The organism is Salinisphaera sp. S4-8 (assembly GCF_040361235.1).
GTDB lineage: Bacteria > Pseudomonadota > Gammaproteobacteria > Nevskiales > Salinisphaeraceae > Salinisphaera.
The window spans coordinates 46,258-63,196 of sequence record NZ_APNF01000005.1 but is presented as its reverse complement, the minus strand read 5'-3'; the positions used below and the strand labels follow the sequence as shown (position 1 = coordinate 63,196).

At 61.9% G+C, this 16,939-nt stretch carries 15 protein-coding genes; all 15 read right to left on the bottom strand.

The features are described from left to right. Positions 1-71 precede the first annotated feature (71 nt). Entirely contained in the window at positions 72-1,382 is a 1,311-nt protein-coding gene (tolB, locus tag S4A8_RS08865; protein WP_353219875.1) for a Tol-Pal system beta propeller repeat protein TolB, read from the bottom strand. After that, the gene (gene tolA, locus S4A8_RS08860) at positions 1,379-2,494 is read right to left on the bottom strand and encodes a cell envelope integrity protein TolA (protein ID WP_353178322.1); all 1,116 of its coding nucleotides are present in this window, start codon (positions 2,492-2,494) and stop codon (positions 1,379-1,381) included. Before tolA ends, tolB begins: the two co-directional genes overlap by 4 nt. A 2-nt stretch (positions 2,495-2,496) precedes the next feature. Next, positions 2,497-2,934, bottom strand: coding sequence for a protein TolR (gene tolR, locus S4A8_RS08855; RefSeq protein WP_353178320.1), 438 nt, complete (start codon positions 2,932-2,934; stop codon positions 2,497-2,499). Between the two features lie 31 nt (positions 2,935-2,965). Beyond that, positions 2,966-3,721 carry a protein TolQ gene (tolQ, locus tag S4A8_RS08850; protein ID WP_353178319.1) on the bottom strand — a complete coding sequence of 252 codons (756 nt, stop codon included), beginning with the start codon at positions 3,719-3,721 and terminating at the stop codon, positions 2,966-2,968. After that, positions 3,718-4,134, bottom strand: a complete 417-nt coding sequence (ybgC, locus tag S4A8_RS08845) for a tol-pal system-associated acyl-CoA thioesterase (RefSeq protein ID WP_353178317.1) — start codon at positions 4,132-4,134, stop codon at positions 3,718-3,720. Before ybgC ends, tolQ begins: the two co-directional genes overlap by 4 nt. After that, positions 4,127-5,182: a Holliday junction branch migration DNA helicase RuvB gene (ruvB, locus tag S4A8_RS08840; RefSeq protein WP_353178315.1), complete on the bottom strand. Its 1,056-nt coding sequence runs from the start codon at positions 5,180-5,182 to the stop codon at positions 4,127-4,129. The genes ybgC and ruvB overlap by 8 nt, the downstream gene beginning before the upstream one ends. A gap of 1 nt (position 5,183) precedes the next feature. After that, the gene (gene ruvA, locus S4A8_RS08835; RefSeq protein ID WP_353178313.1) at positions 5,184-5,807 is read right to left on the bottom strand and encodes a Holliday junction branch migration protein RuvA; all 624 of its coding nucleotides are present in this window, start codon (positions 5,805-5,807) and stop codon (positions 5,184-5,186) included. After that, complete coding sequence (ruvC, locus tag S4A8_RS08830) at positions 5,804-6,316, bottom strand: crossover junction endodeoxyribonuclease RuvC (RefSeq protein WP_353178312.1); 513 nt, start codon at positions 6,314-6,316, stop codon at positions 5,804-5,806. Before ruvC ends, ruvA begins: the two co-directional genes overlap by 4 nt. 8 nt (positions 6,317-6,324) lie before the next feature. After that, positions 6,325-7,074, bottom strand: coding sequence for a YebC/PmpR family DNA-binding transcriptional regulator (locus tag S4A8_RS08825; RefSeq protein ID WP_353178310.1), 750 nt, complete (start codon positions 7,072-7,074; stop codon positions 6,325-6,327). A gap of 98 nt (positions 7,075-7,172) precedes the next feature. Then, positions 7,173-9,170: a potassium transporter Kup gene (locus S4A8_RS08820; protein WP_353219874.1), complete on the bottom strand. Its 1,998-nt coding sequence runs from the start codon at positions 9,168-9,170 to the stop codon at positions 7,173-7,175. 7 nt (positions 9,171-9,177) lie between these two features. Then, positions 9,178-10,614 carry a dihydrolipoyl dehydrogenase gene (gene lpdA / locus S4A8_RS08815; protein ID WP_353178307.1) on the bottom strand — a complete coding sequence of 479 codons (1,437 nt, stop codon included), beginning with the start codon at positions 10,612-10,614 and terminating at the stop codon, positions 9,178-9,180. 41 nt (positions 10,615-10,655) lie between these two features. Continuing rightward, positions 10,656-11,987: a 2-oxoglutarate dehydrogenase complex dihydrolipoyllysine-residue succinyltransferase gene (odhB, locus tag S4A8_RS08810; RefSeq protein WP_353219873.1), complete on the bottom strand. Its 1,332-nt coding sequence runs from the start codon at positions 11,985-11,987 to the stop codon at positions 10,656-10,658. 64 nt (positions 11,988-12,051) lie between these two features. After that, a complete protein-coding gene (locus tag S4A8_RS08805; RefSeq protein WP_353178303.1) occupies positions 12,052-14,949 on the bottom strand; it encodes a 2-oxoglutarate dehydrogenase E1 component in 2,898 nt (965 codons plus the stop codon). A gap of 137 nt (positions 14,950-15,086) precedes the next feature. Beyond that, positions 15,087-15,992: a UTP--glucose-1-phosphate uridylyltransferase GalU gene (galU, locus tag S4A8_RS08800; protein ID WP_353219872.1), complete on the bottom strand. Its 906-nt coding sequence runs from the start codon at positions 15,990-15,992 to the stop codon at positions 15,087-15,089. Positions 15,993-16,010: 18 nt separating this feature from the next. After that, positions 16,011-16,907 (bottom strand): MaoC/PaaZ C-terminal domain-containing protein, encoded by an 897-nt coding sequence (locus S4A8_RS08795; RefSeq protein WP_353219871.1) that lies wholly within the window; start codon positions 16,905-16,907, stop codon positions 16,011-16,013. Positions 16,908-16,939 lie beyond the last annotated feature (32 nt).

The following is a 16,939-nucleotide window of genomic DNA, read 5'->3' as shown; positions in this document are numbered from 1 at the left end:
CTAAAAAGCTCCTTGTGGACTGGTTGGCCCGAGGTATTCGAGCCCTTTGTCTGGTCAATCGAACCGGTGATCTAGTAGCCGAGCGGACCCCAGGCCGGCTCACGCACTTCGCCGCTTTGCGAAAGACGCGAGCGGGTCTGGCCGTCGGTGGATACGGTCGCCAATTCGTTGTTGCGGCCCTGGCGGGCATAGATGATGGCTTGGCCGTTCGGCGCGAAATCCGGGCCGTCGTCGAGCGGGCCGTCGCTTACGATACGGATATTATTATTCTGCAGGTCCATAACTGCAATACGGAATCCGTTGCCGCTTTTCTGAACCATCGCCATCTGATTGCCATCCGGCGAATAGGTGGCGCGCTGGTTGCTGTCGCCTTCGAAAGTCAGCCGCTGAACCTGGCTGCCGTCACTGCGCATCTGGTAGACCTGCGGCTTGCCGCCACGATCGGAGGTAAACGCGATATGACGCCCGTCGGCCGACCAGGCAGCCTCGGTATCGATGGCGCCATTATTGGTCAGCTGGGTGAGCTGATTGGTGCTCAGATCGTAGCTGTAAATATCCGGATTGCCCCGGTAGGACAGCGTCATGGCCAGATGCCGACCATCGGGCGACCACGCTGGCGCACCGTTGATGCCCTCGCGCGAGGAGATCTCGCGAATATTGCCCGTGGCCAGATCCTGCACACGCAGACTGCTGCGGCCACGATTGATATCGAAGGCCACGTAGGCCAGCTTGGTGCCATCCGGCGACCAGGCCGGCGACATGATCGGGTCGCGCGAGGAATAAACGGTGGCCGGGTTCTTGCCGTCGTAATCCGACACGATCAGGCGATAGCGCAGCGCGCCGTTCTCCTTTGCCATGGTGATATAGGCGATCCGGGACAGGAAATAGCCTTTTTCGCCGACGAATTTCTCATAGATCAGGTTGGCCACGGTATGGGCTGCGTCGCGCAGTTCGTTGCGCCCGGCGTTGATCTGGAAACTGGCAATCGACTTGCCCTGATAGACATCCAGCAGATCGAAGGTGATGCGATAGCCACCCTGCCCGTTCGCGGCGGCCGAGCCCACCACCAGGTTATCGACCGACGAACTGCGCCAGGTCTGGTAGTTGACCTCGTTCGGGTTGGTCGGCGTTTCGGCCATATTGCGTCGTTCGGTCACATCGAACAGGCCGGTGGACTCGAGATCATCGCTGGCCACCTGGGCCACATCCACCGGTAGCGCACCGCCGCTGCTGCCGAACGGCGCGATCGCGATCGGAATCGCGCTTTGCGAGCTGTCGGTAATATCGACTTGCAGTGCAGCCTGTGCAGGGGCGACCGCGGCGAGCGTGAGCGCAATCAGCGCGGCAACGGCCGCATGGGTTCTAGCAAGCATGTGTTTCATTGGTCCGGCTCGAAATTGAACTCGATTTCAGAAGAAAAGACGCTGTCCGAGGGCGCACGCGGTAGCGGGTCGGATTTGCGAATCGCCTGTTCGACCGAGCGATCGACCGCTGCATTGCCGCAGGAGCCCAGCAGTCGAAAGCCCGTAATCTGGCCGCCCGGCAACTGTTTAACCCGTACTTTACAGGAAATATTGCGCACACCCGGCGGACGTAGCCAGTTTGATTCGACGCGATCCTTGATCGCCTGAATATAGGCGCCCAGCGCCTGGGAGTTCGCCGCGTTGCGCCGCCCCGCGGCTTCCTGTTGCATCGCCTCGCGCATCGCGGCTTCGCGCGCGGCCTGTTCCGCCGCCGCGCGCCGCTGTGCCTCGGCGCGTGCCTTGCGTGCTGCCTCTTCGCGCGCCTGTTTTTCGGCTGCGGCCTTGCGGGCCGCGGCTTCGCGCGCCTTGCGCTCGGCTTCGGCCTTGGCCTGGCGTGCCGCTTCGGCTTTGGCCTGCTTTTCGGCCTCGGCTTTCTTGCGAGCCGCCTCTGCCTCGGCCTTGCGTTTGGCCTCCGCTTTGGCCTGGGCGGCCGCTTCGGCTTGACGTTTGGCTTCAGCCTCGGCTTTGGCTTTGCGTTCGGCTTCTGCCTTGGCCTTGCGTTCGGCTTCGGCTTTGCGGGCCGCCTCGGCTTTCGCCTTGCGCTGTGCTTCAGCTTTGCGTGCGGCTTCAGCCTCGGCCTCGCGTTTTGCTTCGGCTTTTTCTTGCGCCGCCTTTTCCTCTGCCGCTTTCTGCTGGGCGGCCTGCGCTTTTTCCGCCGCAGCTTTTTCCGCAGCAGCCTTCTCGGCGGCGGCCTTTTCTGCGGCTTCCTGCTCGGCTTTTTCTGCCGCCTGATCCTGTTCGGGTTCCGGCTCGGGCTCCGGTTCGGCCGCCGGTGATACCGGCTCGGGCATATCGGTATTTACCGCGTCCGGGTTGACCACGGTCGCATTGACGATTTTCTGGCCGTGATTACCACGCGAAGACGCATCGGTGACGAAGTTCACGCCCACGATCAGCAACAGGGCGATCAATACATGCAGGCCAATCGCAAGGAGCACCGCACGCCAGTTCTGCGTGAATGTCTGCCACATCGTCAGCGGTCGCTCGCGCTATCGTCGATGTTGTCGGTCAGCAGCCCAACCTGCTCGGCACCCGCGCGCTGCAGCAACACCATGCCGCGCACGACGTTGCCATAGCTACCCGAACCGTCGCCCTTGACCGCCACCGGTGCATCGGGGCGCTCGCGAATGACGCGCGCGGCGATATCGGTGACCTCGTCGCTGGAGAGCGGCTCGTCCGGATTGGCGCCCACGTTGAGATACAACTCGCCGTCGCGCGTGACCGACAACACGATCGGGTCGTTGTCCTCTGTATCCAGCGCTTGCGCCGCCGCGTCCGGCAAATCGACCTCGACGCCAGTGGTCAGCAACGGCGCGGTGACCATGAAGATGATGAGCAGCACCAGCATCACGTCGATATAAGGCACGACGTTGATCTCGCTGGCCAGGCGACGTTTTCCTCGAATAGACATAGTCAGTGGTTCCGAAGACAGGCGGCGCTATTCAAAGCTCGGGCGGCGTACGCGTGGGCTCGGGGGCCGGGCGCGGCTTTTCCGCAGCAGCGCGGGGCGCCGGCGAGGCCGCGTTCATGCCGCGTTCGACGATGCCGGCCATTTCTTCCATGAACGTCTGGAAACGATTTTCGATGAAATCGACCTTGTTGCTGAAGAAGTTGTACGCCACAACCGCGGGAATGGCAGCAAACAGACCCATGGCGGTGGCGATCAACGCCTCGGCGATACCCGGCGCGACCATGGACAGGCTCGCCTGCTTGACGTTGCCGAGTGCGATAAAGGCACTCATGATGCCCCAGACCGTGCCGAACAAGCCGACATAGGGGCTGATCGAACCAATCGTGGCCAGCATGGCCAGCCCGCGTTCGAGGCGCTCGAGCTCGCGCGACAGTGCGACCCGCATGGCGCGCTGTACCGAGGGCACGATTTCGTGTGGTGCGGCCTGGCCGGCATTGCGCTGGCGGCGCAGTTCGTCGTAGCCGTTCTTGAATAGCGAGGGCATTCCGCGACTGGTATCGGCCTGGGCCTGGGTCTCGGCGTAGATGTCCTTGAGATTGCCCCCCGACCAGAAGCGATCCTCGAACCATTCCATGTCGTTCTGGGTCTGGGCCAGCAGGCGCCGCTTGCTGAATATCACGATCCAGGAGGCAATGGACGCCAACAACAAAGCCAGCATGACGAGTTTGACGAGCAGGCTTGCCTGCATGACCAGCCCCCACAGGGACATGTCCGTCGCAACGTTCATTGCATCTCCTTTTGCAATAAATCCGGCAGCGCGCAAGGCCGGAAATCGGGAATTCTGACACAGGCTACGGTGAATCGTGCCTTAATAAGCAAGGTATTTTCGCGCTCGATGGTCTGCTCGAAAATGATTCGGGCCCGCCGGCGCTCGGCCACGCGGGTGACCACTTCGATTTCGTCATCCAGACGTGCCGGCGACTTGAACTGCAGATTGGCGTCGGCCAGCGTAAAGGCAATACCGTGGCGCTCGGCGAGCACGCGATGGCTGTGCCCCTGCGCCTCCAGCCAGCAGGTGCGCGCACGTTCCAGATACTTCAGATAATTGGCGTGATAGACCACGCCGCTGGCGTCGGTGTCTTCGTAGAACACGCGTACGCGATAGCGCAGCGCATCGTTGGCGGCAGCGGTTTCAGACATCGTTTGGCGTATCGTTGAACAGATCCGGTGCGTCGGTCGCGCGTGGCGCGGGCTGCGGCAAGCCGAAATGACGATAGCTGGCCTGGGTGGCCTGGCGACCGCGCGGGGTGCGCATCATGAACCCCTGTTGAATCAGATAGGGTTCGATGACGTCTTCGATGGTTTCACGGGCTTCGCCGATGGCCGCGGCGAGGCTTTCCACGCCCACCGGGCCGCCATCGAATTTTTCCAGCAGCGCGCCCAGCAGCTTGCGATCCATGAGATCGAAGCCGTTGTCGTCGACCTTGAGCATGTCCATGGCGGCACGGGCGACCGCGTGGCTGATCCGGCCGTCGGCGCGCACCTCGGCATAGTCGCGCACCCGGCGCAACAGCCGGTTGGCCACACGCGGCGTGCCCCGCGCCCGACGTGCGATTTCAGCCGCGCCCTCGCTATCGATCGATACATCGAGAATGCTCGCCGAGCGCTCGACGATATGGGCCAGGTCGCTGTGCGAATAGAATTCCAGGCGCTGGGCGATGCCGAAGCGATCGCGCAGCGGCGAAGTCAGCGCGCCCGCGCGCGTGGTGGCCCCGACCAGCGTGAACGCCGGCAGATCGAGCTTGATCGAACGCGCCGCTGGGCCTTCGCCGATGACGATATCGATCTGGTAATCCTCGAGCGCGGGATAGAGTACTTCCTCGACCACCGGCGACAGCCGATGGATTTCGTCGATGAACAGTACGTCGTTGGGTTCGAGATTGGTCAGCAAGGCCGCCAGATCGCCCGGGCGTTCGAGCACCGGGCCCGACGTCTGACGAAATCCCACCTGCATTTCGTTGGCGATGACATGGGCGAGCGTGGTCTTGCCCAGACCGGGCGGGCCGAAGATCAATACATGATCGAGCGCTTCGCCGCGGGCACGCGCTGCACTGACGAAAATTTCCATCTGCTCGCGCACGCTGGCCTGGCCGATGTATTCGGCCAGCCCGCGTGGGCGCAGCGCCCGGTCGAAACGGCCTTCGTCGCCCTGGGTACTGGCACCGATCAGGCGTTCCGACTCCTGCATATCAGCGCACCGCCCGGCGCAGGGCTTCGCGAATCAGTGCCTCACTATCCAGACCCTCGGCATCGATACCCTTGAGCAGGCGATCCGATTCGGCCGGTTTGTAGCCCAGCGAGGTCAGCGCCTGGCGTGCGACCGACTGGGCATCACCTGCCCCGCCGGCGCTCGTCGACGCCGGGGCTAGTGCCGGGGCGATCGCACTACCGGAGAGCTTGTCGCGCATTTCCACGATCAGGCGCGCGGCGGTCTTCTTGCCGACCCCGGGCAGCCCGGTCAGACGCGCGGTATCGTCGGCTTCGATCGTGGCCACGAAATCGGCCACGCTCATGCCGGAAAGTACGGTCAAGGCGAGTTTTGCACCCACGCCGGAAACCTTGATCAGCTCGCGAAACAGGCTGCGCTCCTCGGCGGTGGCAAACCCGTAGAGCAGCATGGCGTCTTCACGCACGACCATCTGCGTAAGCAGGGTGACTTCGCCCTCCCCCGCGCCACTGTTCGGGCGCCGGCCTTCACCCAGGGTAAAGAAGGTCGACAGCGGCGCTTCGACCTCGTAACCGACACCGCCCACATCGATGACCAGACGCGGCGGCTGTTTTTCGATGATGCGTCCGCGCAGCTGTCCGATCATGCCCGGCGTCCTGTCGTATTGGCCGCGATCTGCATGCGCGCGGCACTGCGGCTGTGGTGGATATGGCATACCGCCACGCCGGCAGCGTCCGCGGCATCGGCCTGTAGCAATGTATTCACGCCCAGCAGTACGCGCACCATATGCTGAATCTGTTGTTTGTCGGCATGGCCGCGCCCGACGATGGCCTGCTTGATCTGAGTCGGCGTGTACTCGGCGATGGGCAGGCCGCGCGCGGCACCGGCACAGATCGCAGCGCCCCGGGCCTGGCCCAGCTTGAGCGCGCTCGCTGCATTGCGCGAGACAAACACGTCTTCGATAGCCATTTCATCCGGGCGGTATTCGTCGATCACCGCGCTCAGGCGTTCGAATATCAGCCCCAGACGCACGGCAAAAGCCGCACGGGGCAGGCGAATACAGTCGATCACGATCGAGCGCGGCTGGGCGCCGCCGTCCACCACCGCAAACCCGGTGACTGTCGACCCCGGATCGATACCCAGAACCCGTGCCATAGCGTGCGTCAGGCGGGCGCGCCGGAGAGCGTCTGTTCGTCGAGTTCGGCGTTGCTGTAGACGTTCTGTACGTCGTCGAGATCCTCCAGCGCATCGAGCAGCTTGAGACAACTCTCGGCATCCTCGCCCTGCAGTTCGACCGTGGTCGCCGGGCGCATGGTCACGTCCGCGGCATCGGGCGCGAAGCCGGCGGCCTCGACCGCGGCCTTGACCGTGTTGTAATCGTCCGGTGCCGTGAGCACGTCGAAAGAGCCGTCTTCGTATTCGACCAGATCCTCCGCGCCGGCCTCCAGCGCCGGGGCGAGTACGTCTTCGTCGTCGTTGTCCGGCCCGTAGGTCAGTACGCCCTTGCGGTCGAACAGATAGGCCACCGAGCCGTCGGCACCCAGATTGCCGCCATTGCGGTTGAAGGTGTAGCGCACTTCCGAAACGGTACGGTTCTTGTTGTCGGTCATGCAGTCGACCATGATCGCCACACCGTTCGGGCCATAGCCTTCGTAACGAATTTCTTCGTAGTTATCGCCCTGGCCATCGCCGGTGCCGCGTTTGACCGCCCGCTCGATATTATCCTTGGGCATGTTCGCGGCCAGGGCCTTGTCCCAGGCCAGCCGCAGGCGCGGATTATCGTTGGGATCGCCCCCGCCCATACGGGCCGCGACGGTGATCTCGCGAATGATCTTGGTAAAAATCTTACCGCGTTTTTTATCCTGGGCGTTCTTGCGGTGCTGAATATTCGCCCATTTACTATGGCCTGCCATAATGCCTCGTCGTTGCGCTGCAAACCGTGCGGGGATTCTACCAGCCGCGACGCCGACCCGGCGGTCTGTCGCCGTGTCCAGGCCGCCGCCACTGTAGCTCAGATTTCGATCTGAATACCGAGTTCGACCACGCGTTCAGGGGGAATTCGATAATAAGAGGTCGCGCGCGTCGCATTGAGCGACATGAAAGCGAACATATGCTCGCGCCACACCATCATGCCCGGCACTTCACTGGTCGGGATGAGCGATTCGCGACCGACATAGAAGGTGGTCTGATCCAGATCCACATCGAGGCCGAATTCACCGGCGAAGCGCAGCGCCACGGGCACGTTGCTTGCCTGCATGAAGCCGTAGTAGACCTGCACGCGATAGACCCCGTGCCCCAGATCGTCGATCTTCAGGCGTTCGGCCGCGGGCACCCGCGGCACGTCCAGTATATTGACCGTGAGCAGGATGACCTGTTCATGGAGCACGCGGTTATGACGCAGATGATGCAGCAGCATCGGTGGCGTCTTGGTCGTGGCCTCGGTCATGAACACGGCCGTGCCGTCGATGCGCATGGGCAGTTCGTCGAGCGACTCGATGAACTCTTCGAGCGGCTCGGTATCCTCCTGGAGCTGCTGGCCGACCAGCTCGCGCCCGCGCCGCCAGGTACCCATGATGAAAAAGATCACACCGGCCACGAGCAGCGGATACCAGCCGCCATCGGGCACCTTGAACAGGTTCGCGCCCAGAAAGGCGAGATCGACCACAAGCAACGCTGCGGCGATCGCGCCAGCCACGCGCGGGAACCAGCCCCAGCGATAGGCCACGAAAAACGCCAGGATGGTGGTGATCACCATATCCATGGACACCGCCACGCCGTAGGCGGCGGCCAGATTGCTCGACGACTGAAACCCCAGTACCAGACCGATGGTCGCCACCATCAGAATCCAGTTCATGAACGGGATATACACCTGGCCGTAGGACTCGTGCGAAGTCTGAACGATATTCAGTCGCGGAAGCTGGCCCAGTTGTACCGCCTGGCGGGTAAGCGAAAACACGCCGGATATCACCGCCTGGGAGGCAATGACGGTCGCCAGCGTGGCGATGCCGACCACCGGGTACAGCGCCCAGTCGGGCGCCATCTGATAAAACGGCTGGGTGATGTCGGCGTTTTCGAGCATCATCGCGCCCTGGCCGAAATAATTCATCAACAAGGCCGGCAGCACGAGAAAGAACCAGGCCAGCCGGATGGGCGCCAGGCCGAAATGACCCATATCCGCATAGAGCGCCTCGCCGCCGGTGACCACCAGAAATACCGTGCCCAGCACGAGAAAACCGGCCAGGCCATTGTCGGCGAAGAAGTGGATCGCATAGAGCGGATTGATCGCGGCGAACACACCCGGATGCTGCACGATGCCATTGATGCCGAGCAGCCCCAGCACGACGAACCAGGTCATCATGACCGGCCCGAATAACGAACCCACCGACGCCGTACCGCGCTTCTGGATAAGAAACAGCCCGATCAGAATGGCGATGGTGATAGGCACGATATAGGGCTTGAAGGCCGGTGTGGCCACTTCCAGCCCCTCGATCGCGCTCAATACGGAAATGGCCGGCGTGATGGTGCCGTCGCCATACAATAGTGCCGCGCCGAACAGGCCCAGCAGCATCAGGATATAACGACGGCTCTTTTTTTCCGTCTTCCAGGGATTGAGCAGCGCCACGAGCGCGATGATGCCGCCCTCGCCGTTGTTGCTTGCCCGCATGACCACGGCCAGGTACTTGATCGAGATCACGATGATCAACGACCAGAACAGCAGCGATAGCACCCCGAAGATATTAGCCGGCACGACGGAAATGCCGTCGTGCGAGTAGAACGCCTCGCGCAGTGCATAGATCGGACTGGTACCGATATCGCCATAGACGATACCGAGTGCGGCCAGGCACAGAAACGGCAACGACTGCTTATTCTTGCCGTTACCGTTTCCGTTTCCGTCGCCGTGCCCGTCGGCACTGTCGCGCGAACCGTTGCCGCCCGAGGTGTTGGACTCCTTGCCCGCTGCGTTCTTGCTGCCTGTGGCGAGCGAGCGGTCTTCTTCCTCGGCGGTCATTCGGCGATTACTTCTTGCGTTTCGGCGGGAAGTGAATCGGTCGCCCGTCCACCGCGAGCGCGGTTTCGTGAACCGTTTCACCAAGCGTCGGATGGCCGTGAATGATACGCGCGATATCTTCGCTGGAGGCCTTGTACTCCATGGCCACGACCATTTCCTGGACCAGCTCGGACACGTAGGGCCCGATCATGTGCACGCCGAGAATCTCGTCGGTTTTGGCATCGGCGATCATCTTGACGAAACCGCCCTGCTGGCCCAGCGCCTTGGCGCGACCATTGGCGCTGAACGGCACCTGACCCACACGATATTCGGTGCCGGCGGCTTTGACCTGCGCTTCACTCTTGCCGACCCACGCCATTTCGGGATGCGTGTAGACCACCGACGGGATGACATCGTAGTTCAGGTGCGGCTTCTGACCGGCCAGAATCTCGGCCACGGCCACGCCCTCTTCCATCCCCTTGTGGGCAAGCATCGGGTTACCGATGACATCGCCGACGGCATACACGCCCGGCAGGCTGGTACGGAAGTTGTCGTTGACGTCGACGAAGCCTTTGTCGTCGAGTTCCACGCGCGCGCCCTTGGCACACAGATCCTTCGTATGCGGGCGTCGACCCACCGCCACGATCAGGCGATCGAAGGTCACGCTATGCGATTCATCGCCCTGCGTGTACTTGACGTCGACGCCCTTTTTGCCAGCCTTGGCCTCGGTCACGCGTGCGCCGAGCTGAATATCCAGGCCCTGCTTCTTGAACGACTTCAGCCCTTCCTTGGCCACATCGCGATCGGCGATCGGCATGAATTCGTCGACCGCTTCCAGCAGCGTCACATCACTGCCCAGCCGCGACCAGACACTGCCCAGTTCCACGCCGATATAACCGGCGCCGATCACGCCCAGCTTTTTCGGCACCTCATCGAACTCGAGCGCGCCCCACGAATCGACGATGTGCTCGCCGTCGAAGGGGGCGATATCCAGCTCCACCGGCTCGGAGCCGGCGGCAATGATGATGTTCTTGGCGGTGAAGGTTTCTTCCTTGCCGTCATGGCTGACGAACAGGACCTCGCCGGAGTCCACCACCTGGCCACTGCCGGCAAACGACTTCACGCCGTTGGCCTTGAACAGCCCGGAGATGCCGCCGGTCAGCTGTGACACCACGCCGGCCTTGCGCTTTTGCATCTGGGCAAGATCGAGTTCGACCTTGCTTGTCTTGATGCCGTGATCGGCAAACTCGTGGTTGGCGCGATCGTAGAGTTCACTGGACTCCAGCAATGCCTTGGACGGGATACACCCGGCGTTCAGACAGGTTCCACCCAGCGACGGCTTGTCGTTGAGGTCCAGCCATTTGTCGATACATGCGACGTCCATCCCCAACTGGGCTGCACGAATGGCAGCCACATAGCCAGCGGGGCCTGCGCCGATGACGACGACATCGAATTCCTTGCTCATGCTTTTCCTTGCAATAACGTGTAGCGGTTACGAATACGGCGCTATACCTGCAGCAGTAACCGGGCCGGATCTTCGATGAGTTCCTTGATCGTACGCAGGAACAGCACCGCGTCGCGGCCATCAATCAGACGGTGGTCATAGGACAGCGCAAGCTGCATCACCGGCCGGACCACGATCTCACCATCAACCACCACCGGCTTTTCGTTGGTGGCATGCATGCCGAGAATCGCGGCCTGCGGCGGATTGATGATCGGCGTGGACAACAGCGAGCCGAACACGCCACCGTTGGTGATAGTGAAGGTGCCGCCACTCATTTCATCCATGGTGACCTTGCCCTGCTGCGCGCGCTGGCCCAGATCACGAATCGTGGACTCGATCTGTGCATACGACTGCTGGTCGGCGTCGCGCAGCACCGGCACGAGCAGCCCGCGCGGCGAGGAGACCGCCACGCCAATATCGTAGAAGCCGTGATAGACGATATCGCCTTCGTCGATCGAGGCATTGACGATCGGGAAGCGCTTGAGCGCTTCGACCGCGGCCTTGACGAAGAACGACATGAAGCCAAGACGGACTTCGTGGTCCTTCTCGAACTTCTCCTTGTACTGATTACGCAGCTCCATGACCGCTTTCATGTCGACCTCGTTGAAGGTCGTGAGCATGGCGGTGTTCTGGCTGGCATCGAGCAGGCGCTCGGCGATGCGCTGGCGAATACGCGTCATCGGCACGCGCTGTTCCGTGCGCTCGCTGGGCGCATCGGCCAGGGCCTGACGATCGGCCTGTTCCGATACCGCCTGTTCTTCGCGCTCGGAACCGGAGTCGTTGCGGGCCGCGGGTTTGTCTTCGCGCTTTTCACCTTGGTTGTCGATCGCCTTCTGGACGTCGGCCTTGGTGATCCGGCCATCCTTACCGGTGCCGTCGACATCGCGCGCAGCGACATCGTTTTCGTCCATCAGCTTCTTGGCAGCAGGACTGGCCACGGGTTCGTCGCCGCTATCGGACTTATCGGCCTTGTCGTCTTCGGCGGACTTGTCCTCGTCCTGATCTTTGTCCTTGTCCTTGGCGTCGTCGTTGGTGTCGGCCTTGGACTCGTCGGCGTCATCGTCACCGTCGTCGTCATCGCCGGCATCGGCGCCATCGCCTTCCTCGACGATTGCCAGCACGTCGCCGGCCTTGACCGTATCGCCGGCCGAAACCTTGATTTCAGCGAGCACACCGGCAGAGGTGGAAGGCACTTCGAGAACGACCTTGTCGGTTTCGAGGTCGACGAGATTCTCGTCGCGGCCGACCTTGTCGCCCTTGTTTTTCTGCCATTCACCCACGGTGGCTTCACTGACGGATTCCGGAAGCTCCGGGACTTTGACTTCTGTGGCCATGCTTGTCGTTTCCTAACTTGTCGAGATCGTTGGCGTGAGTCCGCGTACTAGCCCGCGGCCGAAATCACTTCTTCTTGGATCGGGATTTGCGAGTCTGTGCCTTGCCCTTGTCCACCAGGCGTTCACCGCCGGTCAGGCCGGCGTCGACCACCGCTTCCTGCTGTTTGACATGCAGCTTGTGATAACCCGCTGCCGTGGTCGCCGCACCCGGGCGTGTGGCATAGAGCAATTCGTGGCGTTCGGCCAGCGGCACCTGCAAGCGATGCTTAATCTGATACCAGGCGCCCTGGTTTTCCGGCTCTTCCTGACACCAGACCACTTCGTCGGCGTTCTTGTAGCGCTCGAGCACCGCGGCATAGTCGTTGGCCGGGAACGGATAGAGCTGTTCGATACGCACCAGCGCGACGTTGTCGAGTTCGCGTTCTTCGCGGGCCTGATAGAGGTCGTAGTAGACCTTGCCGCTACAGAACACCACCCGCTCGATGGCGTCGTCGTCGATGCTGTCGGGCTCGTCGATGACGAAATTGAACTGGCCTTCGGCGAGGTCCTCCAGTGTGGAGGTAGACAGACGATGGCGCAGCAGGCTCTTGGGCGTGAGCACCACCAGCGGCATGCGCAGATCGCGCACCATCTGCTGGCGCAACAGATGGAACCACTGCGCCGGCGTGGAGGGTACGCACACGATCATGTGCCGCTCGGCACACAACTGCAGAAAGCGCTCCAGGCGTGCCGAGGAATGCTCCGGGCCCTGGCCTTCGTAACCGTGCGGCAGGAACATGACCAGACCACACAGACGGCCCCACTTGGCCTGGCCGCTGGAAATGAACTGGTCGATGATCACCTGGGCGCCGTTAACGAAATCGCCGAACTGGGCTTCCCAGATCGTCAGCGTCGACGGATCGGCCGTGGCATAGCCGTACTCGAAGCCGAGCACTCCGGCTTCGGAGAGCAGCGTGTCGTTGACGGTGAAGGCCGCGCTATCGCGCCCAACGTGCTTCAACGGCGTGAATTCGTGGCCGTCCTTCTGGTTGTAGAGCACCGCATGCCGGTGAAAGAACGTACCGCGCCCGGAATCCTGGCCGGACAGCCGCACGTTAAAGCCGTCATCGAGCAGGCTGGCATAGGCCATATGCTCGGCAAAGCCCCAGTCGATACGCGAGGCTCCGGCCGCCATCTTGGCGCGATCGTCGATGATGCGCTGGGCACGCTTGTGCAGCTCGAAGCTGTCGGGCAGTTCGCGCAGGCGCGCGGCCAGGCGTTGCAGGGTTTCGACCGGCACCGATGTATCCACGATGTCGGACCAGCGCTGGCGGCTGTAACGCGCCCAGTCCACGGTATGCTCGTTACCGACCAGACCGAGCGTGGTACGGGAGATGTTCTTGCCTTCGTCGAGGCCGTCGCGATAGGCGTCGGCGAACTGCTGGGCCTCGTCCTTGTCGATCAGGCCTTCGGATTCCAGCTTGCCCGCATACAGCTTGCGGGTGGTCTCCATCTGCTTGACCTTCTGGTACATCAACGGCTGGGTGACCGCCGGCTCGTCCGCCTCGTTATGGCCGTGGCGGCGATAGCAGATCATGTCGACGATCACGTCCTTGCCGAAGGTCTCGCGATAATCCATCGCCAGCCGGGTTACGAAGACCACGGCTTCCGGGTCATCACCATTGACGTGAAACACCGGCGCTTCGAGCATTTTCGCGATATCGGTACAGTACTGCGAGGTACGCGAATATTCGCCGAGCTTGGCGGTGATCGGGTTCTGCATGGTGAAACCGAGCTGGTTGTTCACCACCAGATGCACGGTACCGCCCGTGGCATAGCCGTGCGCCTGCGACAGCTGCAGGGTTTCCATGACGATGCCCTGGCCGGCGAACGACGCGTCGCCGTGGATGAGCACCGGCAGAATGGTTTCGCCTTCATCGTCGTGGCGACGTTCCTGGCGCGCCTTCACCGAGCCCTGCACGACCGGGTTCACGGCCTCCAGATGCGACGGGTTGAACGCCAGCACCAGATGTACGCGTTCGTTCTCGATCTCGATATCGGTCGAAAAGCCCATGTGGTACTTGACGTCGCCCGACATCTCGAGCTCGTCGAGGTCGTAGTCGCCCTCGAACTCGGCGAACAGTTCCTTCGGCGACTTGCCAAGAATGTTCACCAACACGTTCAAACGGCCGCGATGGGCCATGCCGATGACGATCTCGTCCACATGGCTACGCGCGGCCGAGCGCACGACTTCATCCAGCGCCGGAATCATGCTGTCGGCACCTTCCAGCGAAAAACGCTTCTGGCCAACGTATTTGGTATGCAGGTAGCGCTCGATGCCTTCGGCGGCGGTGAGCTGGCGCAACACTTCGCGCTTTTCTTTTTCGTTTAGGCGCGGCTTGTCGACACTCGCCTCGAGGCGGCGCTGGATCCAGCGCTTCTGGCGGGTGTCGGTGATGTACATGTATTCGGTGCCGATGGTGCCCGTATACACGCGTTTGCAGATATCGATGATATCGCGCAACGGCAGCTCATCGGCCTCGGTGAACAAGGAGCCGGTGTTGAACACCGTATCCATATCCGCCTCGCCCAGACCGTGAAATGCCGGATCGAGATCCGGCACATTCGGGCGCTCGTACAGACCGAGCGGGTCGAGATCGGCAGCCTGATGGCCGCGCATGCGGTAGTAGTTGATCAGGCGCAGCACGCCGGCCTGCTTCTGGGCCGCGCGTTGCGACATGCTTGCCCGCGGCCGTGCGCCCTGCCCGGCCGAGGCCTGGGTATCCACGAACGAGTCGCGAATCGGCCCGTGCGCGATGTCCTGCGCGCCGTCGCCGTTGAGGCTCTTGAAATAGTCGCGCCAGCTTTGCTCGACTGAATCCGGGTCCTTCAGGTACTGCTCGTAGTAGGACTCGACATAGGCGGCATTGCCGCCGAACAAGGGGGAATTTTCGATGAACTTGTCGTTAAGTTCGCTTTTCATAAAGTAAGGCCCATGGCCGTTTCGAGACGCCGGGATCGTCTCGTTCAAACCGTGCCGAAACGGCGCCTGCCGGCGGACGCCGCGATGGCAACGTATGATAACAAACCGTATCGTCGACCGTGACGCACGGTACGACGTCAGCCGGTTTGGCTAGTGTCCTGCTCATCGCCCCAATCGGCAGTGAGATTCTTGAGATAGCTGCGAAACTCCTCGCCAATTTCGTGGTGCTGCAAGCCCATTTCGACGTTAGCCTTGAGATACCCGAACTTGCTGCCGCAGTCGTAGCGCGTACCTTCGAACTCGTAGGCGAGCACTGTCTGTTCGCCCATCAGCGCTTCGATGGCGTCGGTGAGCTGGATTTCACCACCCGCGCCCGGCTTGGTCTTGTCGAGCAGGCGGAAGATACGGGGGGTGAGGATATAGCGGCCCACCACGGCCAGATTCGACGGCGCCTTGTCCGGGTCCGGCTTCTCGACGATACCGCGAATCTCGGACAGCCCGGGGCCGATCGGCTCGACCTCGACGATGCCGTATTTGTAGGTTTCTTCCCAGGGCACGCGTTGTACGGCCAGCACGCTGGTGCCGTATTCCTGATACACCCGCTGCATCTGCGCCATGCAGGGCTGGAACGAGCCGGCAATCAGGTCATCGGCCAGAATGACAGCGAAATCCTGATCGCCCACGGCCGGCAGCGCACAATTGATGGCGTGGCCGAGGCCCATCTGCTCAGGCTGGCGGATATACACACAGCTGATGCCCGGCGGCAGCACATCCTTGACCGCCTGCAGCAGTTCTTCCTTGCCCTTGGCTTCGAGCGTTGCCTCCAGCTCATAGTCCCGATCGAAGTGATCCATGATCGAGTTCTTGGTATGGCTGGTGATGAACACCATTTCCTCGGCGCCGGCGGCGATCGCTTCCTTGACCGCATACTGAATCAGCGGCTTGTCCACCACCGGGAGGATTTCCTTGGCACTGGCCTTGGTTGCCGGCAGGAAACGCGTTCCCAGCCCTGCGACCGGGAATACCGCCTTACGAATACGCATAGTCGATCCTTTGGCTTTTCAGCCCTGCGAATTGGAATCTAGATAGCGGATATCGCCCAGCAGATGGACGATGTCGCCTTTCGGATTGGTGAGTGCAAAATCCGCGCCCTTTTCGTGCATGCGGTAGGAAAAACAGGCCTTGCTGGGCAGAAACACCGGTTTCTTGAAGCCGAGTGTCAGGGTATAGGCCGGCTTTTCAAGCTTGGGCTCAAGTTCCGCGGCGGCCCGGGCCTTGGTCCACATGCCTGTGGCGATCGCGCGCGGAAAGCCGAACAGCTTGGCACTCCACGGACTGAGATGGATGGGATTGTAATCGCCCGCGGCGCTGGCATAGCGCCGGCCGATGTTTTCCGGTACTTCCCAGGTGACCTGGTCGTCGGCCTCGAAGCCCAGGCCGTCGTCGTGTTTCTTTTTCTTCGACTTGGGCACGTTGGTCTTCTGGCGTGAAAGCATGACGCTGTTCTCCTGCCAGATCAGCTCGCCGGCGCGATCACGCACGCGGGTGACCAGGTCGAATTCCACCCCTTTTTCCACTTCGCGGTGGCCGCCCACGCTGACTTCCAGATGCAGCTTTTCCGCGGTTTCGATACCGCGATACTGGGTAATCTCGTTGCGCAGATGAATCAGGCCCAGCAGTTTGAGCGGAAAGTCCTTGTGCGTGAGTACGGCCATGTGCATGGGAAACGCCAGCACATGCGGATAGGTCACCGGCAGATACGGTGAATGCTGAAAACCGCAGACCTTGCGATATTTCGCCAATTCCTCGGCGCGAACTTCCAGGTCGGGCAGTTCGGCGATGATCGTCGGTATCGTCTCGTCGCCCGACAACCCGCCCGACAAGGTCGTCGCGGCGCGTAGATAGGACGGTGCTACCGAAGGAAGAGAATCGTATTCGAGCCGGGTTTCGTTCGCCATCGCCTGTTGTGTCGGAGTGCTTTAGAAAGGAC

What these genes read in the sequence shown, in the direction of transcription:
- tolB (WP_353219875.1), bottom strand. Translation starts at nt 1,382, where the DNA reads ATGAAACACATGCTTGCTAGAACCCATGCGGCCGTTGCCGCGCTGATT.
- tolA (WP_353178322.1), bottom strand. Translation starts at nt 2,494, where the DNA reads ATGTGGCAGACATTCACGCAGAACTGGCGTGCGGTGCTCCTTGCGATT.
- tolR (WP_353178320.1), bottom strand. Translation starts at nt 2,934, where the DNA reads ATGTCTATTCGAGGAAAACGTCGCCTGGCCAGCGAGATCAACGTCGTG.
- tolQ (WP_353178319.1), bottom strand. Translation starts at nt 3,721, where the DNA reads ATGAACGTTGCGACGGACATGTCCCTGTGGGGGCTGGTCATGCAGGCA.
- ybgC (WP_353178317.1), bottom strand. Translation starts at nt 4,134, where the DNA reads ATGTCTGAAACCGCTGCCGCCAACGATGCGCTGCGCTATCGCGTACGC.
- ruvB (WP_353178315.1), bottom strand. Translation starts at nt 5,182, where the DNA reads ATGCAGGAGTCGGAACGCCTGATCGGTGCCAGTACCCAGGGCGACGAA.
- ruvA (WP_353178313.1), bottom strand. Translation starts at nt 5,807, where the DNA reads ATGATCGGACAGCTGCGCGGACGCATCATCGAAAAACAGCCGCCGCGT.
- ruvC (WP_353178312.1), bottom strand. Translation starts at nt 6,316, where the DNA reads ATGGCACGGGTTCTGGGTATCGATCCGGGGTCGACAGTCACCGGGTTT.
- S4A8_RS08825 (WP_353178310.1), bottom strand. Translation starts at nt 7,074, where the DNA reads ATGGCAGGCCATAGTAAATGGGCGAATATTCAGCACCGCAAGAACGCC.
- S4A8_RS08820 (WP_353219874.1), bottom strand. Translation starts at nt 9,170, where the DNA reads ATGACCGCCGAGGAAGAAGACCGCTCGCTCGCCACAGGCAGCAAGAAC.
- lpdA (WP_353178307.1), bottom strand. Translation starts at nt 10,614, where the DNA reads ATGAGCAAGGAATTCGATGTCGTCGTCATCGGCGCAGGCCCCGCTGGC.
- odhB (WP_353219873.1), bottom strand. Translation starts at nt 11,987, where the DNA reads ATGGCCACAGAAGTCAAAGTCCCGGAGCTTCCGGAATCCGTCAGTGAA.
- S4A8_RS08805 (WP_353178303.1), bottom strand. Translation starts at nt 14,949, where the DNA reads ATGAAAAGCGAACTTAACGACAAGTTCATCGAAAATTCCCCCTTGTTC.
- galU (WP_353219872.1), bottom strand. Translation starts at nt 15,992, where the DNA reads ATGCGTATTCGTAAGGCGGTATTCCCGGTCGCAGGGCTGGGAACGCGT.
- S4A8_RS08795 (WP_353219871.1), bottom strand. Translation starts at nt 16,907, where the DNA reads ATGGCGAACGAAACCCGGCTCGAATACGATTCTCTTCCTTCGGTAGCA.